General features: G+C 44.5%; 16 protein-coding genes. 13 read left to right on the top strand and 3 right to left on the bottom strand.

What is annotated here, in order from left to right; translation table 11 throughout:
• Positions 1–15 precede the first annotated feature (15 nt).
• From ABE547_RS06410 to glyA, 6 genes are all read left to right on the top strand, one after another.
• Positions 16–309: a hypothetical protein gene (locus tag ABE547_RS06410; RefSeq protein WP_347377985.1), complete on the top strand. Its 294-nt coding sequence runs from the start codon at positions 16–18 to the stop codon at positions 307–309.
• Between the two features lie 702 nt (positions 310–1011).
• Positions 1012–2055, top strand: a complete 1044-nt coding sequence (gene hrcA / locus ABE547_RS06405; RefSeq protein ID WP_347377984.1) for a heat-inducible transcriptional repressor HrcA — start codon at positions 1012–1014, stop codon at positions 2053–2055.
• Positions 2056–2071: 16 nt separating this feature from the next.
• Positions 2072–2773 carry a nucleotide exchange factor GrpE gene (grpE, locus tag ABE547_RS06400; RefSeq protein WP_347377983.1) on the top strand — a complete coding sequence of 234 codons (702 nt, stop codon included), beginning with the start codon at positions 2072–2074 and terminating at the stop codon, positions 2771–2773.
• Between the two features lie 62 nt (positions 2774–2835).
• A complete protein-coding gene (gene dnaK / locus ABE547_RS06395; protein WP_347377982.1) occupies positions 2836–4713 on the top strand; it encodes a molecular chaperone DnaK in 1878 nt (625 codons plus the stop codon).
• 126 nt (positions 4714–4839) lie between these two features.
• Entirely contained in the window at positions 4840–6021 is a 1182-nt protein-coding gene (gene dnaJ / locus ABE547_RS06390) for a molecular chaperone DnaJ (protein WP_347377981.1), read from the top strand.
• A gap of 150 nt (positions 6022–6171) precedes the next feature.
• Positions 6172–7410: a serine hydroxymethyltransferase gene (gene glyA, locus ABE547_RS06385; RefSeq protein ID WP_347377980.1), complete on the top strand. Its 1239-nt coding sequence runs from the start codon at positions 6172–6174 to the stop codon at positions 7408–7410.
• 38 nt (positions 7411–7448) lie between these two features.
• On the opposite strand, the gene ABE547_RS06380 is transcribed toward glyA, so the two are convergent.
• Genes ABE547_RS06380 through ABE547_RS06370 form a run of 3 tightly spaced genes read right to left on the bottom strand, consistent with a single transcriptional unit; the run spans position 7449 to position 10677 of the window.
• Complete coding sequence (locus ABE547_RS06380; RefSeq protein WP_347377979.1) at positions 7449–8603, bottom strand: ABC transporter permease; 1155 nt, start codon at positions 8601–8603, stop codon at positions 7449–7451.
• Entirely contained in the window at positions 8590–9732 is a 1143-nt protein-coding gene (locus tag ABE547_RS06375; RefSeq protein ID WP_347377978.1) for an ABC transporter permease, read from the bottom strand. Before ABE547_RS06375 ends, ABE547_RS06380 begins: the two co-directional genes overlap by 14 nt.
• A gap of 15 nt (positions 9733–9747) precedes the next feature.
• Entirely contained in the window at positions 9748–10677 is a 930-nt protein-coding gene (locus tag ABE547_RS06370) for an ABC transporter ATP-binding protein (RefSeq protein WP_347377977.1), read from the bottom strand.
• 132 nt (positions 10678–10809) lie between these two features.
• Here ABE547_RS06370 and ABE547_RS06365 point away from each other — a divergent pair, with 132 nt between their 5' ends.
• The 7 genes from ABE547_RS06365 to ABE547_RS06335 all read left to right on the top strand — a co-directional run bounded on the left by ABE547_RS06365 (position 10810) and on the right by ABE547_RS06335 (position 19362).
• The gene (locus ABE547_RS06365; RefSeq protein ID WP_347377976.1) at positions 10810–11904 is read left to right on the top strand and encodes a histidine kinase; all 1095 of its coding nucleotides are present in this window, start codon (positions 10810–10812) and stop codon (positions 11902–11904) included.
• Complete coding sequence (locus tag ABE547_RS06360; protein WP_347377975.1) at positions 11901–12524, top strand: response regulator transcription factor; 624 nt, start codon at positions 11901–11903, stop codon at positions 12522–12524. Before ABE547_RS06365 ends, ABE547_RS06360 begins: the two co-directional genes overlap by 4 nt.
• A 20-nt stretch (positions 12525–12544) precedes the next feature.
• Entirely contained in the window at positions 12545–14620 is a 2076-nt protein-coding gene (gene glgX, locus ABE547_RS06355; protein WP_347377974.1) for a glycogen debranching protein GlgX, read from the top strand.
• 655 nt (positions 14621–15275) lie between these two features.
• Positions 15276–15653 (top strand): RidA family protein, encoded by a 378-nt coding sequence (locus tag ABE547_RS06350; RefSeq protein WP_347377973.1) that lies wholly within the window; start codon positions 15276–15278, stop codon positions 15651–15653.
• Positions 15654–15677: 24 nt separating this feature from the next.
• On the top strand, positions 15678–16511 hold the full coding sequence (locus ABE547_RS06345) for an Mrp/NBP35 family ATP-binding protein (RefSeq protein ID WP_347377972.1): 834 nt from the start codon (positions 15678–15680) through the stop codon (positions 16509–16511).
• 108 nt (positions 16512–16619) lie between these two features.
• Positions 16620–18029, top strand: coding sequence for an MATE family efflux transporter (locus tag ABE547_RS06340; RefSeq protein ID WP_347377971.1), 1410 nt, complete (start codon positions 16620–16622; stop codon positions 18027–18029).
• Between the two features lie 112 nt (positions 18030–18141).
• Entirely contained in the window at positions 18142–19362 is a 1221-nt protein-coding gene (locus tag ABE547_RS06335; protein WP_347377970.1) for a helix-turn-helix domain-containing protein, read from the top strand.
• Positions 19363–19380: the final 18 nt, after the last annotated feature.

The following is a 19380-nucleotide window of genomic DNA, read 5'->3' as shown; positions in this document are numbered from 1 at the left end:
TAAGGAGGAAACAAAATGAAGATTTATGACACAGTAAAAAAAGAAGAAGTAGAAGTAGCAGGAACAGATGGTCTGATTCAGATCATGAAGAATGGTCGTCAGGTGGATCTGTATCTGAAGGAAAAGAAAACCGATGAAGACGGATATCTTACATGGGATGTAGAGCACTGGTCAACCGTAGATAACAAGAGATTCATCCGCTGCTATTCATTAGAGGGAAGAGTACTGAGCGAATCTACTGGACATAATATCTATGATCTCAGAAACGATTTTAAACCGGAAGAGGCTGAAAAGATCGAACTCAGCTAAGAGAAGCAAGCTATGCATAAGGGATTGTCGCAGGACAATCTCTTATTTTTTTGTGCACCTGTCGGCGAACGTTTCTGATACATTTGTTTTCATTATATGTACTTGTCATGGGAGTTCATGATGGCAATGGCAGAGAGATATACCTATACCATCATAGTGGTATACCTATACCATCATAGATGTGATATTCGACGTCCTGATGGTATGTTTTTGCGTCCTTTTCAATCAAGAAATTGATATTGGATATTTTGATGGTAATTTTTTAAAGCTTTTTCATGCATATACTAGAAATTAGATTTCTTGATGGATTTTCCCAGAATTATTTGCATGTACAGATATGAAATTAGATTTCTTGATGGATTTTCCCAGAATTATTTACATGTACAGATTTGAAATGAGATTTCTTGATGGATTTCCCTAAAATTATTAGCATGTAGAGATTGGTTATATGCATGTATAGATTGATTTTGGAAATTTGAGATGGTATTTGAAATCGACTAGAAATGGGATGGAAAGGAGTATAGCCTGTATCACTGACAATTCCTTATTTTCTGCTCCCATTTTAGGTATAAAATTGTTTTGTAAAAAAAGTATAAACAGTGTTGACAAACGTAAAATGGAGTGCTATCTTAATATTCGAAAGATGTTAGCACTCAAAATTACAGAGTGCTAACAGAGGAAAACCGAAAGGAGGAGGAACAGATGATATTGACAGATGGGCTCAGCGACCGGAAGCTGAAGATTCTTCATGCGATCATTCAGAATTATCTGGAGACAGGAGAACCGGTTGGATCGAGAACGATTTCCAAATATACGGATCTGAATCTCAGTTCTGCTACCATTCGTAATGAGATGGCGGATCTGGAAGAGATGGGATATATCATCCAGCCTCATACGTCAGCAGGACGTATCCCTTCGGACAAAGGCTACAGACTCTATGTAGATATGCTGATGGAAGAAAAAGAGCATGAGTTGAATGAGATGCAGGAGCAGATGCTGGAAAAGGCAGACAAGATGGAACAGCTTCTGAAGCAGGCGGCAAAGGTGCTTGCCAACAGCACCAATTATGCAACGATGGTTTCCACACCAAGAAACAGTGCCAACCGGATCAAGTTCATTCAGCTGTCCATGGTCGATGATGAGCAGATCATCGCAGTTATTGTTCTTGGCGGTAACGTGATCAAGAATAAGATCATCGATATCGAGGAACCAATCAGCAACGAGAATCTGTTAAAACTGAATATGCTTTTGAACACAACATTAAATGGCATGTCCATCGAAGAGATCAATCTGGGACTGATTGCAAGGCTGAAGGAACAGGCCGGTATACACAGTCAGGTGATCGGCAATGTACTGGATGCAGTTGCAGATGCAATTCAGATTGATGAAGAGATGCAGATCTATACCAGCGGAGCAACGAACATCTTCAAATATCCGGAACTGAGTGACAAGCAGAGCGCACAGGAGATCATCAGTGCATTTGAGGAAAAGCAGCAGCTGACTGAGCTGGTGACCCGGACATTGTCGCAGGATGAGAATACCGGAATTCAGGTATACATCGGAGATGAGACGCCGGTACAGAATATGAAAGACTGCAGCGTAGTTACCGCGACCTATGAATTGGGAGACGGAATGAAGGGAACGATAGGTATTATCGGACCGAAGCGAATGGATTATGAGCATGTGTTAAAGTCTATGAAGCGTCTGCAAAATGAACTGGATCAGATGTTTCATAAGAATGAATAGAAAGGTGGAATAACCCTTGGAAAATAATCAGGAAAAAAGCCAGGAAGAGATGGTAAAGGAAGCTGTGGAGGAAGCAAAGAAAGCAGCAGGCCAGCAGGAAGAAGCGAAAGAGGAAGCAGAGACGGAAGAGAATGAAGTCGAAGCGGAAGCTGACAGCGAAGAAGAGGCGGCAGGCGAGGAAGAGACCACAGAAGAAGAAGCAGAAGACAAAGAAGAAGATTCTGAAGAAGCAACAGAAACCGGGAAATCCGGCAAAAAGCTGTTTGGTAAAAAGAAAAAAGATAAAAAGGACGAGAAGATAGAAGAGCTGACAGACAGGCTTGCTCGTTCGATGGCAGAGTTTGATAACTTCCGCAAACGTACGGAGAAGGAAAAGTCTCAGATGTACGAAGTAGGTGCGAAAGATATCATAGAAAAGATTCTTCCGGTGATTGACAATTTCGAAAGAGGATTGGGAGCAGTCAAAGAAGAAGAAAAAGAAGATCCATTTGTCCAGGGAATGGAAAAGATCTACAAACAACTGATTACCACTCTGGAAGGAATCGAGGTGAAACCTATCGAAGCGGTAGGACAGCCGTTTGACCCGAATTTCCATAATGCGGTCATGCATGTGGAGGATGAGAACCTGGGCGAGAACATCGTCGCTGAAGAGTTCCAGAAGGGATATATGTACCGTGACTCTGTAGTGAGACACAGTATGGTAAAAGTAGCAAATTAACAAAAGCAGCTTGGTAAGAATAAGCAGATGGCAAAATAAATGAAATCAGGAGGATATTTATCATGGGAAAAATTATTGGTATTGACTTAGGAACGACAAACAGTTGTGTAGCAGTTATGGAAGGTGGACAGCCGACCGTGATTGCCAATACAGAAGGCGCAAGAACAACTCCATCCGTTGTAGCATTTACAAAGACAGGAGAACGTCTCGTAGGTGAACCTGCAAAACGTCAGGCAGTTACAAATGCAGAGAGAACAATCTCTTCTATCAAGAGAGAGATGGGTTCTGATTACAGAGTAACAATTGATGACAAGAAATATTCTCCACAGGAGATTTCTGCAATGATCCTTCAGAAACTGAAAGCAGATGCAGAAGGATATCTGGGAGAAAAAGTAACAGAGGCTGTTATCACAGTTCCGGCTTACTTTAACGATGCTCAGCGTCAGGCAACAAAGGATGCAGGTAAGATTGCAGGTCTTGATGTAAAACGTATCATCAACGAGCCTACAGCTGCAGCTCTTGCTTATGGTCTTGACAATGAGAAAGAGCAGAAGATCATGGTATATGACTTAGGTGGAGGTACATTTGACGTATCTGTCATTGAGATCGGTGACGGTGTTATCGAAGTATTGTCTACCGCAGGTAACAACAGACTTGGTGGAGATGATTTTGACCAGAAGATTACAGACTACATGATCGCTGAATTCAAGAAACAGGAAGGTGTAGACTTATCTACAGATAAGATGGCACTTCAGAGATTAAAAGAAGCAGCAGAGAAGGCTAAGAAAGAGCTGTCTTCTGCAACAACAACCAACATCAACCTGCCGTTCATCACAGCTACAGCAGAAGGTCCGAAGCACTTTGATATGAACCTCACAAGAGCAAAATTCGATGAACTGACACATGATCTTGTAATGAAGACATCTGAGCCGGTGCAGAGAGCACTGTCTGATGCAGGTATCTCAGCTTCCGAACTTGGCCAGGTACTTCTGGTTGGTGGTTCCACACGTATTCCGGCTGTACAGGAAGAAGTAAAACGTCTGACTGGTAAAGAGCCAAGCAAATCTCTGAACCCGGATGAGTGTGTTGCACTTGGTGCATCCGTTCAGGGTGGTAAGCTTGCCGGCGATACAGGCGCAGGCGATATCCTTCTTCTGGATGTTACTCCGCTGTCACTGTCTATCGAGACAATGGGTGGTGTTGCAACAAGACTGATCGAGAGAAATACAACAATCCCGACAAAGAAGAGCCAGATCTTCTCTACAGCAGCTGACAATCAGACAGCCGTAGATATCAATGTTGTACAGGGTGAGAGACAGTTCGCAAGAGATAACAAGTCTCTGGGACAGTTCCGACTGGACGGAATCGCACCGGCTCCACGTGGAATCCCACAGATCGAAGTTACATTTGATATCGATGCAAATGGTATCGTAAATGTATCTGCAAAAGATCTCGGAACCGGAAAAGAGCAGCATATCACGATCACTGCAGGATCCAACATGTCTGATGAAGAGATCGATAAGGCTGTAAAAGAGGCTGCAGCATTTGAGGCTCAGGATAAGAAACGTAAAGAAGGAATCGATGCAAAGAACGAAGCAGATGCTATGGTATTCCAGACAGAAAAGGCTCTGCAGGAAGTAGGAGATAAGCTTGACGGCGCTGATAAGGCTGCTGTAGAAGCTGATTGCAAAGCATTAAAAGAATTACTTGAAAAAGTAAATATGGATAATATGTCAGATTCTGAGATCGCTGAGATTAAGGCTGGAAAAGAAAAACTGACAGAGAGCGCACAGAAACTGTTTACCAAGATGTATGAGCAGGCTGGCGCAGCATATCAGGCTGGACCGGATGCGGGTGCAGGAGCTAATGCAGGAGCAGGCCCGGCACCGGAAGGATTCCAGGGCGATGATGTTGTAGACGGAGATTTTAAAGAGGTCTAAAACACTAAGATGAGTCGGATTTCAGATTAGTGTGGAGGATGTTCCGCGGGACCATGGGGAGGTTGCCGATCCTGGTCGCGCGGAACTTCCTTGTATAAGGCTTTCTTTTGAAAGAGAGGAACAACGATGGCAGAAGCAAAAAGAGATTACTATGAAGTGCTTGGAGTCAGCAGGGATGCTGATGAAGCGACATTAAAAAAAGCATACCGGCAGGTGGCAAAAAAGTACCATCCGGATATGAATCCGGGCGATGCGGAGGCAGAAAAAAAGTTTAAAGAGGCTTCTGAAGCTTATGCAATCTTAAGTGACCCGGATAAGCGCCGCCAGTACGATCAGTATGGTCATGCGGCATTTGAAGGTGGAGCAGGCGGAGCCGGAGGATTTGGCGGCTTTGATTTTAACGGCGCTGACTTCAGTGATATTTTTGGAGATATCTTTGGCGACCTGTTTGGCGGCGGCAGAAGAAGCGGCCGTGCAAGTCAGGGACCTATGAAAGGAATGAATATCCGCAAGAGTGTCAGAATTACATTTGAAGAAGCGGTATTTGGATGTGAAAAGGAACTGGATGTTGTATTAAAGGATGAATGTCCGAAGTGTCATGGAACCGGTGCAAAACCGGGAACTTCACCGGAGACATGTCCGAAATGCGGTGGAAAGGGCCAGGTTGTATATACACAGCAGTCCTTCTTTGGAACGGTGCAGAACGTGCAGACCTGTCCGGACTGTCATGGAAGTGGTAAGATCATCCGTGATAAATGTCCGGATTGTGGCGGAACCGGATATGTGGCCAATAAAAAGAAGATCTCTGTATCGATTCCGGCAGGTATTGATAATGGTCAGAGCGTACGCATCCGTGAAAAAGGGGAACCAGGCGTCAATGGTGGACCGAGAGGTGATCTGCTGGTAGAAGTTAGTGTATCCAGACACCCGATCTTCCAGCGTCAGGATATGCATATCTTTTCTACTGTACCGATTACATTTGCACAGGCAGCTCTTGGTGCGGACATCCGGATCAAGACGGTAGACGGAGAAGTGATCTATACTGTGAAGCCCGGAACGAAGACAGACACCAAAGTACGTTTAAAAGGAAAAGGTGTTCCTTCTGTAAGGAATTCTCAGATTCGCGGGGATCATTATGTAACACTTGTGATCCAGACACCGGAGCACTTAAGTCACGAAGCGAAAGAAGCACTTCGCAGATTCGATGAATTATGCGGCAATTCTCTGGGAGAAGTCGAGAGCGATTCCAAGGGCGGAAAAAAGAAAAAAGGATTTATGGATAAGGTAAAAGAAGCCTTTGATGATTAATTCATCAGAGGCTTTTCTCTGTTATTGCTGTTTTCCTATAGAAAATGTCAATAAGTATTTCCGACAAAAGTGATAAGTAAGATGCTGGTAAATGCAGAAAGATTATGTTATTCTGATAAATAGGTTTTTATAAAGGCAGGAGGAAGAAAGATGTACACATTTGAGGAAATAAAAAATGTAGACAGTGAGATTGCAGATGCAATTCAGGCGGAGATGGCAAGACAGAATTCTCATATCGAACTGATTGCTTCTGAAAACTGGGTAAGCAAGGCGGTAATGGCAGCAATGGGAAGTCCGCTGACCAATAAATATGCAGAGGGATATCCCGGAAAACGTTACTATGGTGGCTGCCAGTGTGTTGACGTAGTTGAGAATCTGGCAAGAGAAAGAGCAAAGAAGCTGTATCAGTGTGAGTATGTGAATGTACAGCCACATTCAGGTGCGCAGGCGAATCTTGCGGTATTTTTTGCGATGCTTAAGCCCGGAGACAAGGTGATGGGAATGAATCTGGATCACGGCGGACATCTGACACACGGTTCACCGGTCAATATATCAGGAACATATTTTCAGATCGTGTCCTATGGGGTGAATGATGAGGGATTTATTGATTATGATCAGGTCAGGGAGATTGCATTAAGAGAAAAGCCGAAAATGATCATTGCCGGTGCCAGTGCTTATGCAAGAATCATTGATTTCAAGAAGTTTCGTGAGATTGCAGATGAAGCAGGGGCATATCTGATGGTCGACATGGCTCATATCGCAGGTCTTGTGGCGGCCGGACTTCATCCAAGCCCGATTCCGTATGCAGACGTAGTGACGACGACAACGCATAAGACTCTTCGTGGACCAAGAGGAGGTATGATCCTCTGCAGCCAGGAATCAGCAGATAAGTTCAACTTTAACAAAGCTGTATTCCCGGGAATCCAGGGAGGTCCGCTTGAGCACGTGATCGCAGCAAAGGCTGTATGCTTCAAAGAAGCACTCCAGCCGGCATTCCTTGAGTATCAGCAGCAGATTCTGAAGAATGCACAGGCACTGTGCAAAGGGCTGCAGAATCGTGGTGTAAAGATTGTATCCGGAGGAACGGATAATCATCTGATGCTTGTAGATCTGACGGGTGAGGAGACTACAGGAAAAGAGCTGGAGAGACGTCTGGATGAGGCACACATCACCTGTAATAAGAATACGGTGCCGAACGATCCGAGATCTCCGTTTGTAACGAGTGGAGTCAGACTGGGTACACCGGCTGTCACCTCCAGAGGTCTGAAAGAAGAAGATATGGATGTGATCGCAGAAGGAATTGCGCTTGTGATCCAGAGCGAAGACAACATTGAGAAAGTAAAAGGAATGGTTGCAGAGCTTACAGAGAAGTATCCACTGTGCCAGTAAAAGAAGAAAAGGAAGTGCTATTTTGCAGCACTTCCTTTTTATTCTGTCTGTCGGCATTTGGTGATGACCAGTGCGACACACAGGATAGCGGCAGCGAATAATATCTGAATCAGATATCCGACAAAGAGAGACCGTTGTTGTGCCGAATGGAGCACTGTATTGTGAGCCAGCAGCTGATTATTGACCTCGTACCAGTAGACCGGAAGAAAGTGTGCAAAGGTCTTGATTCCTCTGCCCATGATGTCCAGTGATACGAATACGCCACAGGTGAATGATATTCCGAGTGTTATCACATTTACGATCGCGCTTAAAAGGTCATCTTTTTTGATCAACGTTCCCACCAGAAAGGCAAGTGCCAGTGATACCAGCATATTGCAGAAGCAGTTCACGATATAGTAAGAACTGTTAGAATCCTGAAGGAAGGAATTCTTGTACAGGATGACAGACATCAGGATACAGAGACCCCATAAAGCCAGCCCAATGACGATGTATCCGAGAATAATCTGCAGATTCTGGCTGCGGATAGATACGGCAGAACAATTGATTCGTCTCTGCAGATCCGGTTTTTTGAAAGATATCATAATGTAACCAATGGCATAACACAGAATCGACATCAGGATATAAGGAAAAAACTGATACATGTATGCATGCCCCGGCATCTCGCCATTGTGATCTTTATCAACGAGAAGTGTGATATCAGAAGTTTCCGAAGTTAATGCACAGACTTCTGCTATCGCATCTTTCAGAGAATATCCGCCGGAGGTCATGATGCGGATCTCGTTCAGGAAAGTGTTGATCTGCTGGTCTACATAATATCCGTTGCTGCTTCCGGGGACTTTTGTTACCGGCAGTTTTTCTCCGTTTTCCAGGCAACTGGTCTCAAAATCTTCCGGAATGATGACAGCATAGTAGATATTGCGATAGAACATGGCATCCTGAAGTGCCGCTTTGTCATCCGGAATCGTTTTGACGGTATGATACTGATCCAGATATTGCATCAGACCTCTGGACAATTCACTCTGATTCCGATCGATCACTCCAATCTCAAGACGTTCCATCTGAAATGTGGAGGTAGATTCTCCAACGCCTGTCTTTTCAACCATGATGAAGATCGCAAGAAAGATAGCGACATACATGAATACGATATTCAGGTTCTGTCTGGTAATGGTCATAAATCCCTTAAATACTGTCATAACGTTCCCTCCTTACTCCAAGAAATGCAACAATCAGGCAGAGAAGACTCATGACTGCAAGTATGATCAGGCTGCGGGTTAATCTTGCAGAATCGTTGTATACACTCATGCAGTAATATGCATCACTCAGTACAGCAGCCGGGTTGATCCGGTTGATGACCGGGCAGTTGGCTTCGATGATGTTTTTCATGTTCCCGAACATCAGGCCTGCCAGAAATCCGGGGAACAAAGTCAGTGCGACGCAGAGCCCCATGCGGACACCTAAAGAGAGTCTACTGACACAGCCGAGAACGATGCCCATGCAGACGCCGATCAGACTGCCCATCAGATTGATCAGAATCAGAGTGCCGGTCTGGTCTCCGAGACTGAAACCGAGTATTTTTACGATATACAGATTCAGGATCAGAACATCCACAAAATGAACGGCAACAATGACCAGCATGTCGATCAGAATCAGAGTCAGCTTGTGGGTAGGAGTGATACTTCTTCGCGCGCCAAGAGCAGAGAGGTTCGCCTGACCGTCCATGGCAAACCGTACGCCGAGGAATGCCCCGCTTAGGCATGCATAAGCAATCAGTGCCAGAAAATACTGTACGGTCGAATCCAGAGTCTTTCCGCCAAGAGAAGTATCTTTGGTAAAGCTCTGATAATCATATACGGCATTCAGGGCGTCAGTGATCCGTTCCGGATGTGTGATGGCAATCTTCTGAAGCAGTCTGGAATTCTGGCGATAGGTATCAAGAAGTGCAGTCAGGATGCTTTCGTTGATCCCATTTTCAGCTACAGTAAGAGAAGGAGTATCCTTTACGTAATAGATACCCTGTATGGTTCCTGATTTTAAATCATCAATGGCCTCTTTTTCAGAAGAAATATCTTCAATCTTAAGCATGTCTCCATCAAGTTCCGCCAGAAACTGAGAAAATGCAAGTGCATAATCAGATGTATCATCTTCCGTGATGACAGCGACCGGGACAGAGTCCCAGCTGGTCTCTCCGGTTCCGGCAAGTCCGATGTTGCCAAAGGACAGATAGTAAAAGGTTCCAAGGATGATCGGAAAGGCCAGCGACCAGAACATAACGGAATATTCCCGGATAATCTGGAGGAATCGGTATTTCAGTAAATGTAACATAGATATCCCTCCCGTCTAATCGCGCAGTTCTTTTCCGGTGATTTCCAGAAAAACGTCATTCAGAGTCGGAAGCTCCGAAAATACACGGCCAAATGATACATCATGTTCCTGCAGGTAATTCAGGATTCGCACAAGATTGTGTCTTGCATCACTGCATTTAATCTTCAGTACCTGATTTTCATAGGTAAGTCCGAATACATGCGGAAGAGCACGGAGTCCGGACAAAGTCATCTCATCCAGTGCAATGGCTTCGATGGTAATGGTTTCACCGGTTTTAATCATTTTCTTTAATTCTTCGGTTGTTCCGGTTGCAAGTACCTGCCCATGATCGATGATCGCGATGCGGGTACAGATCTGCTCAACCTCTTCCATATAATGGGAAGTATAGATGATCGTGGAACCCTGTCGGTTCAGTTCTATGATACCTTCCAGTATGCGGTTGCGGCTCTGCGGGTCTACAGCGACGGTTGGTTCGTCCATAATGATCAGTTTTGGCTTGTGCACGATACCACAGGCAATATTCAGACGCCGCAGAAGACCGCCGGACAGCTTTTTCGGACGCATCTTCCGATAGTCTTCCAAACCGGTAAATGCGATGGCCTCTTCTACAAGTTCCAGGCGTTTTTTCTTATCTTTGATATACAGACCGCAGAAAAAATCGATATTTTCCCAGACGGTCATCTGATCGAATACGGCAACATTCTGCATGACGACACCGATGTCCTTTTTGATGTCATAGCTGTCAGGATGCATCTCCTTCCCAAAGATGGTGATGGTCCCTTTGTCGTATTTTAAAAGCGCCAGCAGGCAGTTGATCGCAGTTGTCTTTCCTGAGCCGTTCGGACCAAGCAGACCGAAGATTTCTCCTTCTCTGATGTCAAGATTCAGATGATCCAGTGCTACCAGACTGCCATAGCGTTTCACAAGATTTTCAATGTGAATCATAAGATATCCTCCATTCATTTTCACCTGATTTGTTACTTGTAGTATAAAGTTCTGCCGTTTATAATGAAAGTGTCGGGAGTCACAAGTAATGTGACAAATGTCATTTTATCAATGAAGATTGAGGAAGAGAATATGAAACAGATAGTTGATCAGACGATCATTCTGGTCTATTGCATGATAGCTTTGATGGAAATGCCGGTAAGTGCACAGCTGGTGGCAGCATTTCTTCTGGCTGTGATCTATGCAGGGATGAATGAATTTCTGGAAGGCAAAAGAGTGCAGCTTATGACGAGTATCGGGTGGCTGGCGGCAGTATATGTGTGTCCGCAGATGTGGCTGTTTACTCCGTTGATCCTGTATAGTATGCTTGTGTACCGGCAGTATCTGTTTGTGATCATATTGGGCCTGGGATTGATCCGGACTTATCTGCCGGATCAGATACCACTTCTGGTATATCTGGGAGTGGGGTGCATGGTCACTGCATTGATTCAGTACAGGACAAAAGAATATGAACTGCAGGATGCGAAGCTTCGGAAGATCAGAGATGACAGCACGGAACTGAATCTGTTATTAAAAGAGAAGAACAAAAATCTGCTGGAAAAGCAGGATTATGAGATCTATACAGCTACGCTGAGAGAGAGAAACCGGATCGCAAGAGAGATTCATGACAATGTAGGACATATGCTGTCTCGGTCTATATTGATGGTTGGGGCATTGAAAGCACTGAATACACAAAAAGTTACGGAGGGACCGCTGGATCAGCTGGAGGATACGCTGAATGCCGCTATGAACAGTGTGCGGGAGAGTGTACATGACCTTCATGATGAGTCTGTGAATCTGAAGGAGGTGCTGGAATCTCTGGCGGAAGAATATACCTTCTGTGAGGTGCAGCTGGAGTATGATATGGGATATGATGTGCCAAGAGAGATTAAGTACAGCTTTATCTCTATCGTGAAAGAAGCGATGAATAATATTATGAAGCACAGCAATGCAACGAGCGCACGGGTACAGGTCCGGGAACATCCGGGGCTCTATCAGCTGGTGGTGGAAGATAACGGAAGTACGATGACGCAAAAGCGGCTTAAGGAAATTCTGGATACAACGGGAGGAATCGGGATCCGGAACATGAAAGAACGGATCGGGATGCTCGGCGGAGTAGTACAGTTTCAGGCAAAAGAAGGTTTCCGCATCTTTATCACGGTGCCGAAGCAGGGAGGACATGAATGAGAATCGTAATTGTAGATGATGATATGCTGGTTTCCAGTGCATTAAAGACGATCCTGGAGGTGAATGAAGATGTTCAGGTAGAGGGAATGGGATCGGACGGAAAAGAAGCCATTGCGCTGTATGAAAGATATCGGCCGGATGTTCTTTTGATGGATATCCGCATGAAAGATATGAGCGGGCTGGATGCTTCCAGAGAGATTCTGAAAGCATATCCGCAGGCAAAGATACTGCTTCTGACGACGTTTTCAGATGATGAGTATATTGTTAAGGCTTTGAAATATGGAGTGAAGGGATATCTCCTGAAGCAGGATTATAACAGCATTCTTCCGGCACTCCAGGCGGTGCAGACCGGACAGACGGTATTCGGTACAGAAATCATATCGAAGCTTCCCGGGCTTTTGCAGGAAAAGAAAGTATATGACTGGGAGGCACATGAGATCAGTGAGAAGGAATTGCAGGTGATTTCTCTGGTCGCAGAGGGAATGAGTAACCGGGAGATCGCAGCAGAATTATATCTGAGTGAGGGAACGGTTCGAAATTATATCAGCAATATTCTGGAAAAACTGGAGTTAAGAGACAGGACGCAGCTTGCGGTATACTATCTGAATGCAGTCAGATAGTAGTCGGGAAAGGGAAGCAAATGAAAAGAGAAGAGAACAAAAAAATGGGTCCATTGGACTGGATCAATGGATTCGGGGTACGGCCCGGATATTATATGGTGGATGGAGCGACCGCAATTCCGGGAGGTGTCTGCTTTACGGTACACTCCAAGAGTGCATACAGCTGTGAGCTTCTGTTGTATCACAGAAAAGAGTCGGAGCCATATGCAGTGATACCATTTCCGAAAAATTATAAGATCGGATATGTCTATTCCATGATCGTATTCGGACTGGATGTAGAGGAATTTGAATATGCGTACCGTCTGGATGGCCCGTACTGTCCGGAGAAGGGTCTGTTATTTGACCGCAGTCACATCCTTCTGGATCCATATGCCAAGGCAGTGACCGGACAGAGCGTCTGGGGCAAACAGATCAGTAAGAATGGATATCGTGCCCGGGTGGTGCGGGATGATTTTGACTGGGGGACGGAAGCATCTCCGAAAATTCCGATGGAAGAACTTGTGATCTATGAGATGCATGTGCGCGGATTTACAAAGATGGCAGAAGATGTGACGGCACCGGGAACGTTTGAAGGTATCCGACAGAAGATTCCGTATCTGAAAGATCTCGGCATCAATGCCGTAGAACTGATGCCGATCTTTGAATTTGATGAACTGAGCGAGAACCGGGTTGTAGACGGAAAGAAAATGCTGAATTACTGGGGCTACAATACCGTAAGCTTCTTTGCCCCGAATACCAGCTATGCTTCTGCGGTGGAGTACAACAGGGAAGGAACAGAATTCAAACAGCTGGTAAAGTCTCTGCATGAGCAGGGGATAGAGGTGATCCTGGATGTGGTATTCAATCATACGGCAGAAGGGAATGAAGATGGTCTGTTTATCTCATTTAAAGGATTTGATAACAACATCTATTATATGCTCAGACCAGACGGGAGTTACTATAACTTCAGCGGTTGTGGCAATACCCTGAACTGCAATCATCCGGTAGTGCAGAGAATGATCACGGACTGTCTGCGCTACTGGGTCACAGAATACAGGGTGGACGGGTTCCGTTTTGATCTTGCGTCGATTCTCGGAAGAAATGAAGACGGATCTCCGATGGAGAATCCTCCGCTTCTGCGTGCGCTGGCACAGGATCCGATCCTGGGGGATACGAAGCTGATCGCGGAAGCGTGGGATGCCGGCGGTTTATATCAGGTTGGAAACTTTCCGGCATTTCGGCGCTGGTCGGAATGGAACGGAAGATACAGGGATGATATGCGGGAATATCTGAAAGGTGGAGTGTGGAGCGCATCAGAGGCAGCACTTCGTCTGATCGGATCCCCGGATATCTATGATCCTGCGGTTCGGGGTTACAATGCATCCGTGAATTTTCTGACCTGTCATGATGGATTCACTCTGTATGATCTGTATTCTTATAATGAAAAACATAATGAGGCAAATGGATGGGACAATACTGACGGAGCCAATGATAATCGGAGTTGGAACTGTGGAGTGGAGGGCCCGACGGAGGACCCGGAGGTTCTTCGCCTGAGATACCGCATGATCCGCAATGCATGTGCGGTATTGATGACCAGCAGGGGTACACCAATGTTTCTTGCAGGAGATGAGTTCTGTAATACGCAGTATGGCAATAATAATCCATATTGTCAGGACAACGAAGTATCATGGCTCAACTGGAAACTTCTGGAAGAGCATCAGGATATCTATCAGTTTTTCCGGCATCTGATTCATTTTCGCAAGAGACATGTTGCAGTGTATGGCAAGTGTAAAAAAGCGTTGTGCGGGTTTCCGGAAATAAGTCTGCACGGAGAGCAGGCATGGAATCCGTCGTATGACAGTGGTTCAGGAGTCGTTGCTGCAATGATGGCGGGATATGATGAAAGACGCGGGAAGGATGATATTGTATATATTGCCGTCAATGCATACTGGGAGACGGTAAATATCACACTTCCGGAACTTCCCGGCGATCTGCAGTGGGCAGTGGAGGTCAATACCGGCGTGGAAGGGCATGAGATTCATGAAGTGCCGGTCAGACTGGAGTCGGAACAGATATGTATCGGAGCAAGGTCTGTGATGATACTCGTGGCAGAGTAAAAGGACTGGAAGAAGAACAAGAAGAAATAAAGATGTGCCGTTGCAAAACAGATGATTGACTTATCTGTGGAGCAGCGGCTTTCGTTTTATGTTATGATGACAGGCAAAACAGAGGAAATTAAGATCGGCACAGGGATATCAACTTCTGGTGGGAGCATTCAGATGGGTGTTTACAATATTTTCTTCTGTTTTTATCCTCTTTTTTCACGTTCCTTTGAAATCATTCAATTTATTTTTATCATAATTGGGCATTCTCTAAATAATTTCATATCAGTGCCCGTCGATCTCCATATTTTTATTCGAAACCTCGGATTGATTGGGGAGAATTGTTCACATTTTCTTGCTACGCCCATAAAGTGTATTTGAAATCTTCCTGATTAACCGGACACAAAAAACTTCCGTTTTGATCGAGATATCTGAGAAAATGTTGAAATACATGATCATACGCGGTACACTGTAGAAGTTGGGACTTTATGCATGCGCTGTCAGCAGGATTCACAGATGTATCTGTACAGTCACAGCGGAAGAGAACTGACAGATTATATGGGAGACTGAAAAAAGCTATTGATAACCCGGCTGTAGAGGTAGTACAATGTAAAACAGTGGAAGAACTGGTAAGAAACATTATTAGAAATTGCAAAGGAGAGGTAATATTATGAAAGTAGTAGCAACAGAAAAAGCACCAAAAGCATTGGGACCATATTCTCAGGGATATGTTCATAACGGAATATTCTATTCCGCAGGTCAGATTCCAATCAATCCGGAAGTAGATGCAGTTGAGGCTGAGACGATTGAAGAGCAGACAGAGCAGGTATGCAAGAATCTGGGTGAAGTACTGAAAGCTGCAGGAACATCTTTTGACAAAGTATTGAAGACTACCTGTTTTCTGGCAGATATGGGAGACTTTGCCGCATTTAACGAAGTATATGCAAAATACTTTACATCCAAACCGGCCAGAAGCTGCGTTGCAGTAAAGACGCTTCCGAAGGGTGTGAAATGCGAAGTGGAACTGATCGCAGCAGTGGAAGAATAAGATTAAAAAGTGAGGTAGATAGTTATGGCAGAAGAGCAGAAGAATGGATGTTCTCCATCTGATTGTGCCGGTTGTGCACATGCAGATTCCTGCGGAAGCAAGCCACAGGATTTTAAAAAGCCGGCCAATCAGTATTCAAGTATTAAAAATGTAATTGCAGTTGTCAGTGGAAAGGGCGGAGTCGGTAAGTCTATGGTAACAGCTTCCCTGGCAAGAATGATGAAAGAGCAGGGATTCTCTGTCGGAATCCTGGATGCTGATATTACAGGACCTTCCATTCCAAAGATGTATGGAATTCATGAAAAGGCGGGAGGAAACGAGGAAGTGATCTTTCCTTGTATTGCAAAGGATGGAACGGAGATCATGTCTGTAAATCTTCTTCTTCCGAATGAATCTGATCCGGTGATCTGGAGAGGGCCGGTGATCTCAGGAGTTGTGACACAGTTCTGGACTGACGTGGCATGGGGAGAACTAGATTATCTGTTTGTAGACATGCCTCCCGGAACCGGAGACGTTCCACTTACCGTATTCCAGTCACTTCCGGTGAACGGAGTTGTCATCGTTACATCACCACAGGATCTGGTGCAGATGATCGTGAAAAAGGCGTACAATATGGCAGAACAGATGAACATTCCTGTACTTGGAATCGTAGAAAACTACAGTTACCTGGTATGTCCGGACTGCGGAAAGAAGATTGCCGTATTTGGAGAAAGCCATATTGATGAAGTGGCTGCAGAGCTGGGAATTCCGGTGCTTGGAAAGATGCCGATTGATGCGGGACTTGCAGAAGCCGTTGAAAATGAAAATTTCTCGGAGGTCAGCAATGAGTATCTGGCAGCAGCGGTAAACAAGATATAATGGAATCCATGTTACAGAATGGGGCTGTTTTACAGTCCCATTACTTTTGATATCATAACGTAGGAAAAATCGTAAAAGTATGCTTGAGAGCAAAAAGGGGATACAGAAATGATAGGGAATTGGGCTTCCGAAAGGGAAAAAGAAGATCAGTTAAATATCAACTGGAAAGGTTTTTATATGCATGTTTTCAGTCTGATCATACCGATGGCACTGCAGAACCTGATCAATGTGGGGGTTACGGCAACGGATGTACTGATGCTCGGGCGTGTGGGAGAAAAAGTACTGTCAGGCTCCTCTCTGGCAGGCCAGATTCAGTTTGTGATGACATTATTCCTGTTCGGGATTAATTCCGGAGCAACGGTTCTGAATGCACAGTACTGGGGAAAGAAAGATACCCGTTCGATTGAGAAGATCATGGGAATGGCAATGAGTGCGGCAGTGACTGCCGGAATCATTTTTACGATTGCAGCAGAAGTGTGTCCGGTACAACTTTTAAGAATCTTCACCAATGATAAAGTGGTGATTGCAGAAGGCGCGAAATATCTGAGAATCGTTGCGTTATCCTATATTCTGATGTGTATCACACAGATTTATCTAAACACCATGAGAAGTATCGAGAGAGTACTGATCGCTACGGTGGTATACGCAATCTCCCTTCTTACCAACATTGTGTTAAATGCCGTGTTGATCTTTGGTCTGTTTGGATTTCCGGAACTTGGAATCAAAGGAGCGGCAATTGCAACGTTGGTATCCAGAATACTGGAGCTTTTGATCGTCATCTGGTATGCAAAAAACAGGAATAAAGTCGTACATTTCCATGTGCGTGACATGGTAAAGGTCGATAAAATTCTCTTTAAAGATTTCCTGACGTATGCAGTACCGGTAATTATCAATGAACTTTTGTGGGGGTTAGGAACATCGACAAATGCAGCAATTATCGGTCATCTGGGCAGTGCGGCAGTAGCTGCGAACTCGGTTGCACAGGTGGCAAGACAGCTGGCGTTGGTTGTGTGCTTTGGTGTATCGAACGCGACAGCAATCTATCTTGGGAAAACCATCGGGGAAAAACAGTATGAGCTTGCAAAAGCATATGGAAGAAAGTTCTTAAAACTCAGCATTCTGACCGGACTGGCAGGTGGATGTATGATACTGATTGCTTCTCCGATTGCAGTCAGATTTATGACACTATCGGCAGAAGCACAGGGATATATGAAATTCATGTTTTTTGTCATGTCTTATTTTTCACTCTGCATGTCGATCAATACAACGTTGATCGTGGGAGTTCTCAGGTCCGGGGGAGATACAAAATACGGGCTTGTCGTGGACCTTGGAGGAATGTGGTGCTTTTCGATTATCTTTGGAGCAATTGCGGCATTTAAGTTCCATGCGAGTGTACAGATCGTGTATGTTATATTGATGAGTGATGAAGTGATCAAGATACCGATGTCCGTCAGCCGGTTCTTCAGTTACAAATGGATCAAGAATCTGACCCGGGATAATTCTGGAACGATCAATTGATGATAGCTATAAACAGTGCGTATTATTGACAATACCGATTGGACATGGTTTTTTGCGTTGAATATAATGAAAAGTAGTATGCAGATATTGCAAAAAACGGGGTCATGTGCACATGAAGAAAAAGTTTGATATCAATATATGTTATAGAAAAGTGTTTGAAACGGTAAGTTCAGAATGTAACATTCAGAAGATTATTGATATGATTGCGGATTATACAGGAGTATCCTTTGTGATTGTCGATATCGGAGGAAAGGTGCTCGCTGTTTCAGCCGGATTATCTGATAATAATCCGGTTTCGAAGGAAGAAGCGGACAGACATGATACCATCATCAGTCTGATATCTCAATGTGTGGAAGTGAAAGAAACCGGAGAGAAGGCGTCATCCCTGCATTTGAAAGCAGAAGAAAAATACTGTGAGGTCAATACGATTGAAGTAAAAGGAAATACAGAGGGTTTCTGCATTCTGATTCCGGAGGATGATGACCTAGAAGATGCGCCTGTTTTGGGTCAGGTGAATGACATCGTTTGCCAGGCGCTTGGGATGATTTTTGAAAGGCAGGGTGTCAGGGTACATTATCATTCATCTACCATCCGACGGATGATTGCAAGAAGTCTGTTTGAAGGCGAGGAAAGAGACGGGCTTCGGGGAAAAGAGATACAGAAGATGTATGATGCCTATGTGATGAAGCCGTTTATGATTGCTGTTTTGAAGTTAAAGAAAGATCATGTGCTTCGGCTTCAGAAAGCAGGAAACAGTCTGATTGATACTTACCCGAATTCTTTTGTATATATTAAGGACAATCTCATATTTGCTTTATTTTCGGATATTTATATGGAAGACCAGAAGGCAAAGTTAATCTACATGCTGAATGACATGTGTGATAATTACGAGATGGTATGTGCGGTCAGTGAAATATTTGATGATATTGATCTGATAGAAAAAAAGAAGTTTCTGGTTACACAGGCGCTCCGGATCGGAGAAAAGACACATGCGGAACAGAATCTTCATCAGGAATATGATTATTACATCCAGATTGTCTGTTCCTGTGCAGCGCCTTTTATAGGAAATGCGCGTTATCTGGAACAGCCTTTGAATCGTCTGAAACAGGAAGATCAGGTGAAAGGAACGGAATTCTACAATACACTGAAAGAGTATTTATTGCATGGCAATAATGTCAGTATGACATCAAAGCATCTGTATATTCATCGTAATACTATGATATACCGGCTATCCAAGATCAATGAGATACTGGGAGTAGATATCAATGACCCGAAGATTGCAAGGCAGCTGATGATCAGTATCGTGCTGCAGGAACAGGAAAATATGGAATAATTGTGCATTGTGCCTAAT

The sequence above is a fragment of the Dorea sp. YH-dor226 genome (genome assembly GCF_039832105.1).
GTDB lineage: Bacteria > Bacillota > Clostridia > Lachnospirales > Lachnospiraceae > Dorea_A.
The sequence above is the reverse complement of the archived record's forward strand: the minus strand, read 5'-3'. Positions and strand labels throughout refer to the sequence as shown.

What these genes read in the sequence shown, in the direction of transcription:
- ABE547_RS06410 (WP_347377985.1), top strand. Translation starts at nt 16, where the DNA reads ATGAAGATTTATGACACAGTAAAAAAAGAAGAAGTAGAAGTAGCAGGA.
- hrcA (WP_347377984.1), top strand. Translation starts at nt 1,012, where the DNA reads ATGATATTGACAGATGGGCTCAGCGACCGGAAGCTGAAGATTCTTCAT.
- dnaK (WP_347377982.1), top strand. Translation starts at nt 2,836, where the DNA reads ATGGGAAAAATTATTGGTATTGACTTAGGAACGACAAACAGTTGTGTA.
- dnaJ (WP_347377981.1), top strand. Translation starts at nt 4,840, where the DNA reads ATGGCAGAAGCAAAAAGAGATTACTATGAAGTGCTTGGAGTCAGCAGG.
- glyA (WP_347377980.1), top strand. Translation starts at nt 6,172, where the DNA reads ATGTACACATTTGAGGAAATAAAAAATGTAGACAGTGAGATTGCAGAT.
- ABE547_RS06380 (WP_347377979.1), bottom strand. Translation starts at nt 8,603, where the DNA reads ATGACAGTATTTAAGGGATTTATGACCATTACCAGACAGAACCTGAAT.
- ABE547_RS06375 (WP_347377978.1), bottom strand. Translation starts at nt 9,732, where the DNA reads ATGTTACATTTACTGAAATACCGATTCCTCCAGATTATCCGGGAATAT.
- ABE547_RS06370 (WP_347377977.1), bottom strand. Translation starts at nt 10,677, where the DNA reads ATGATTCACATTGAAAATCTTGTGAAACGCTATGGCAGTCTGGTAGCA.
- ABE547_RS06365 (WP_347377976.1), top strand. Translation starts at nt 10,810, where the DNA reads ATGAAACAGATAGTTGATCAGACGATCATTCTGGTCTATTGCATGATA.
- ABE547_RS06360 (WP_347377975.1), top strand. Translation starts at nt 11,901, where the DNA reads ATGAGAATCGTAATTGTAGATGATGATATGCTGGTTTCCAGTGCATTA.
- glgX (WP_347377974.1), top strand. Translation starts at nt 12,545, where the DNA reads ATGAAAAGAGAAGAGAACAAAAAAATGGGTCCATTGGACTGGATCAAT.
- ABE547_RS06350 (WP_347377973.1), top strand. Translation starts at nt 15,276, where the DNA reads ATGAAAGTAGTAGCAACAGAAAAAGCACCAAAAGCATTGGGACCATAT.
- ABE547_RS06345 (WP_347377972.1), top strand. Translation starts at nt 15,678, where the DNA reads ATGGCAGAAGAGCAGAAGAATGGATGTTCTCCATCTGATTGTGCCGGT.
- ABE547_RS06340 (WP_347377971.1), top strand. Translation starts at nt 16,620, where the DNA reads ATGATAGGGAATTGGGCTTCCGAAAGGGAAAAAGAAGATCAGTTAAAT.
- ABE547_RS06335 (WP_347377970.1), top strand. Translation starts at nt 18,142, where the DNA reads ATGAAGAAAAAGTTTGATATCAATATATGTTATAGAAAAGTGTTTGAA.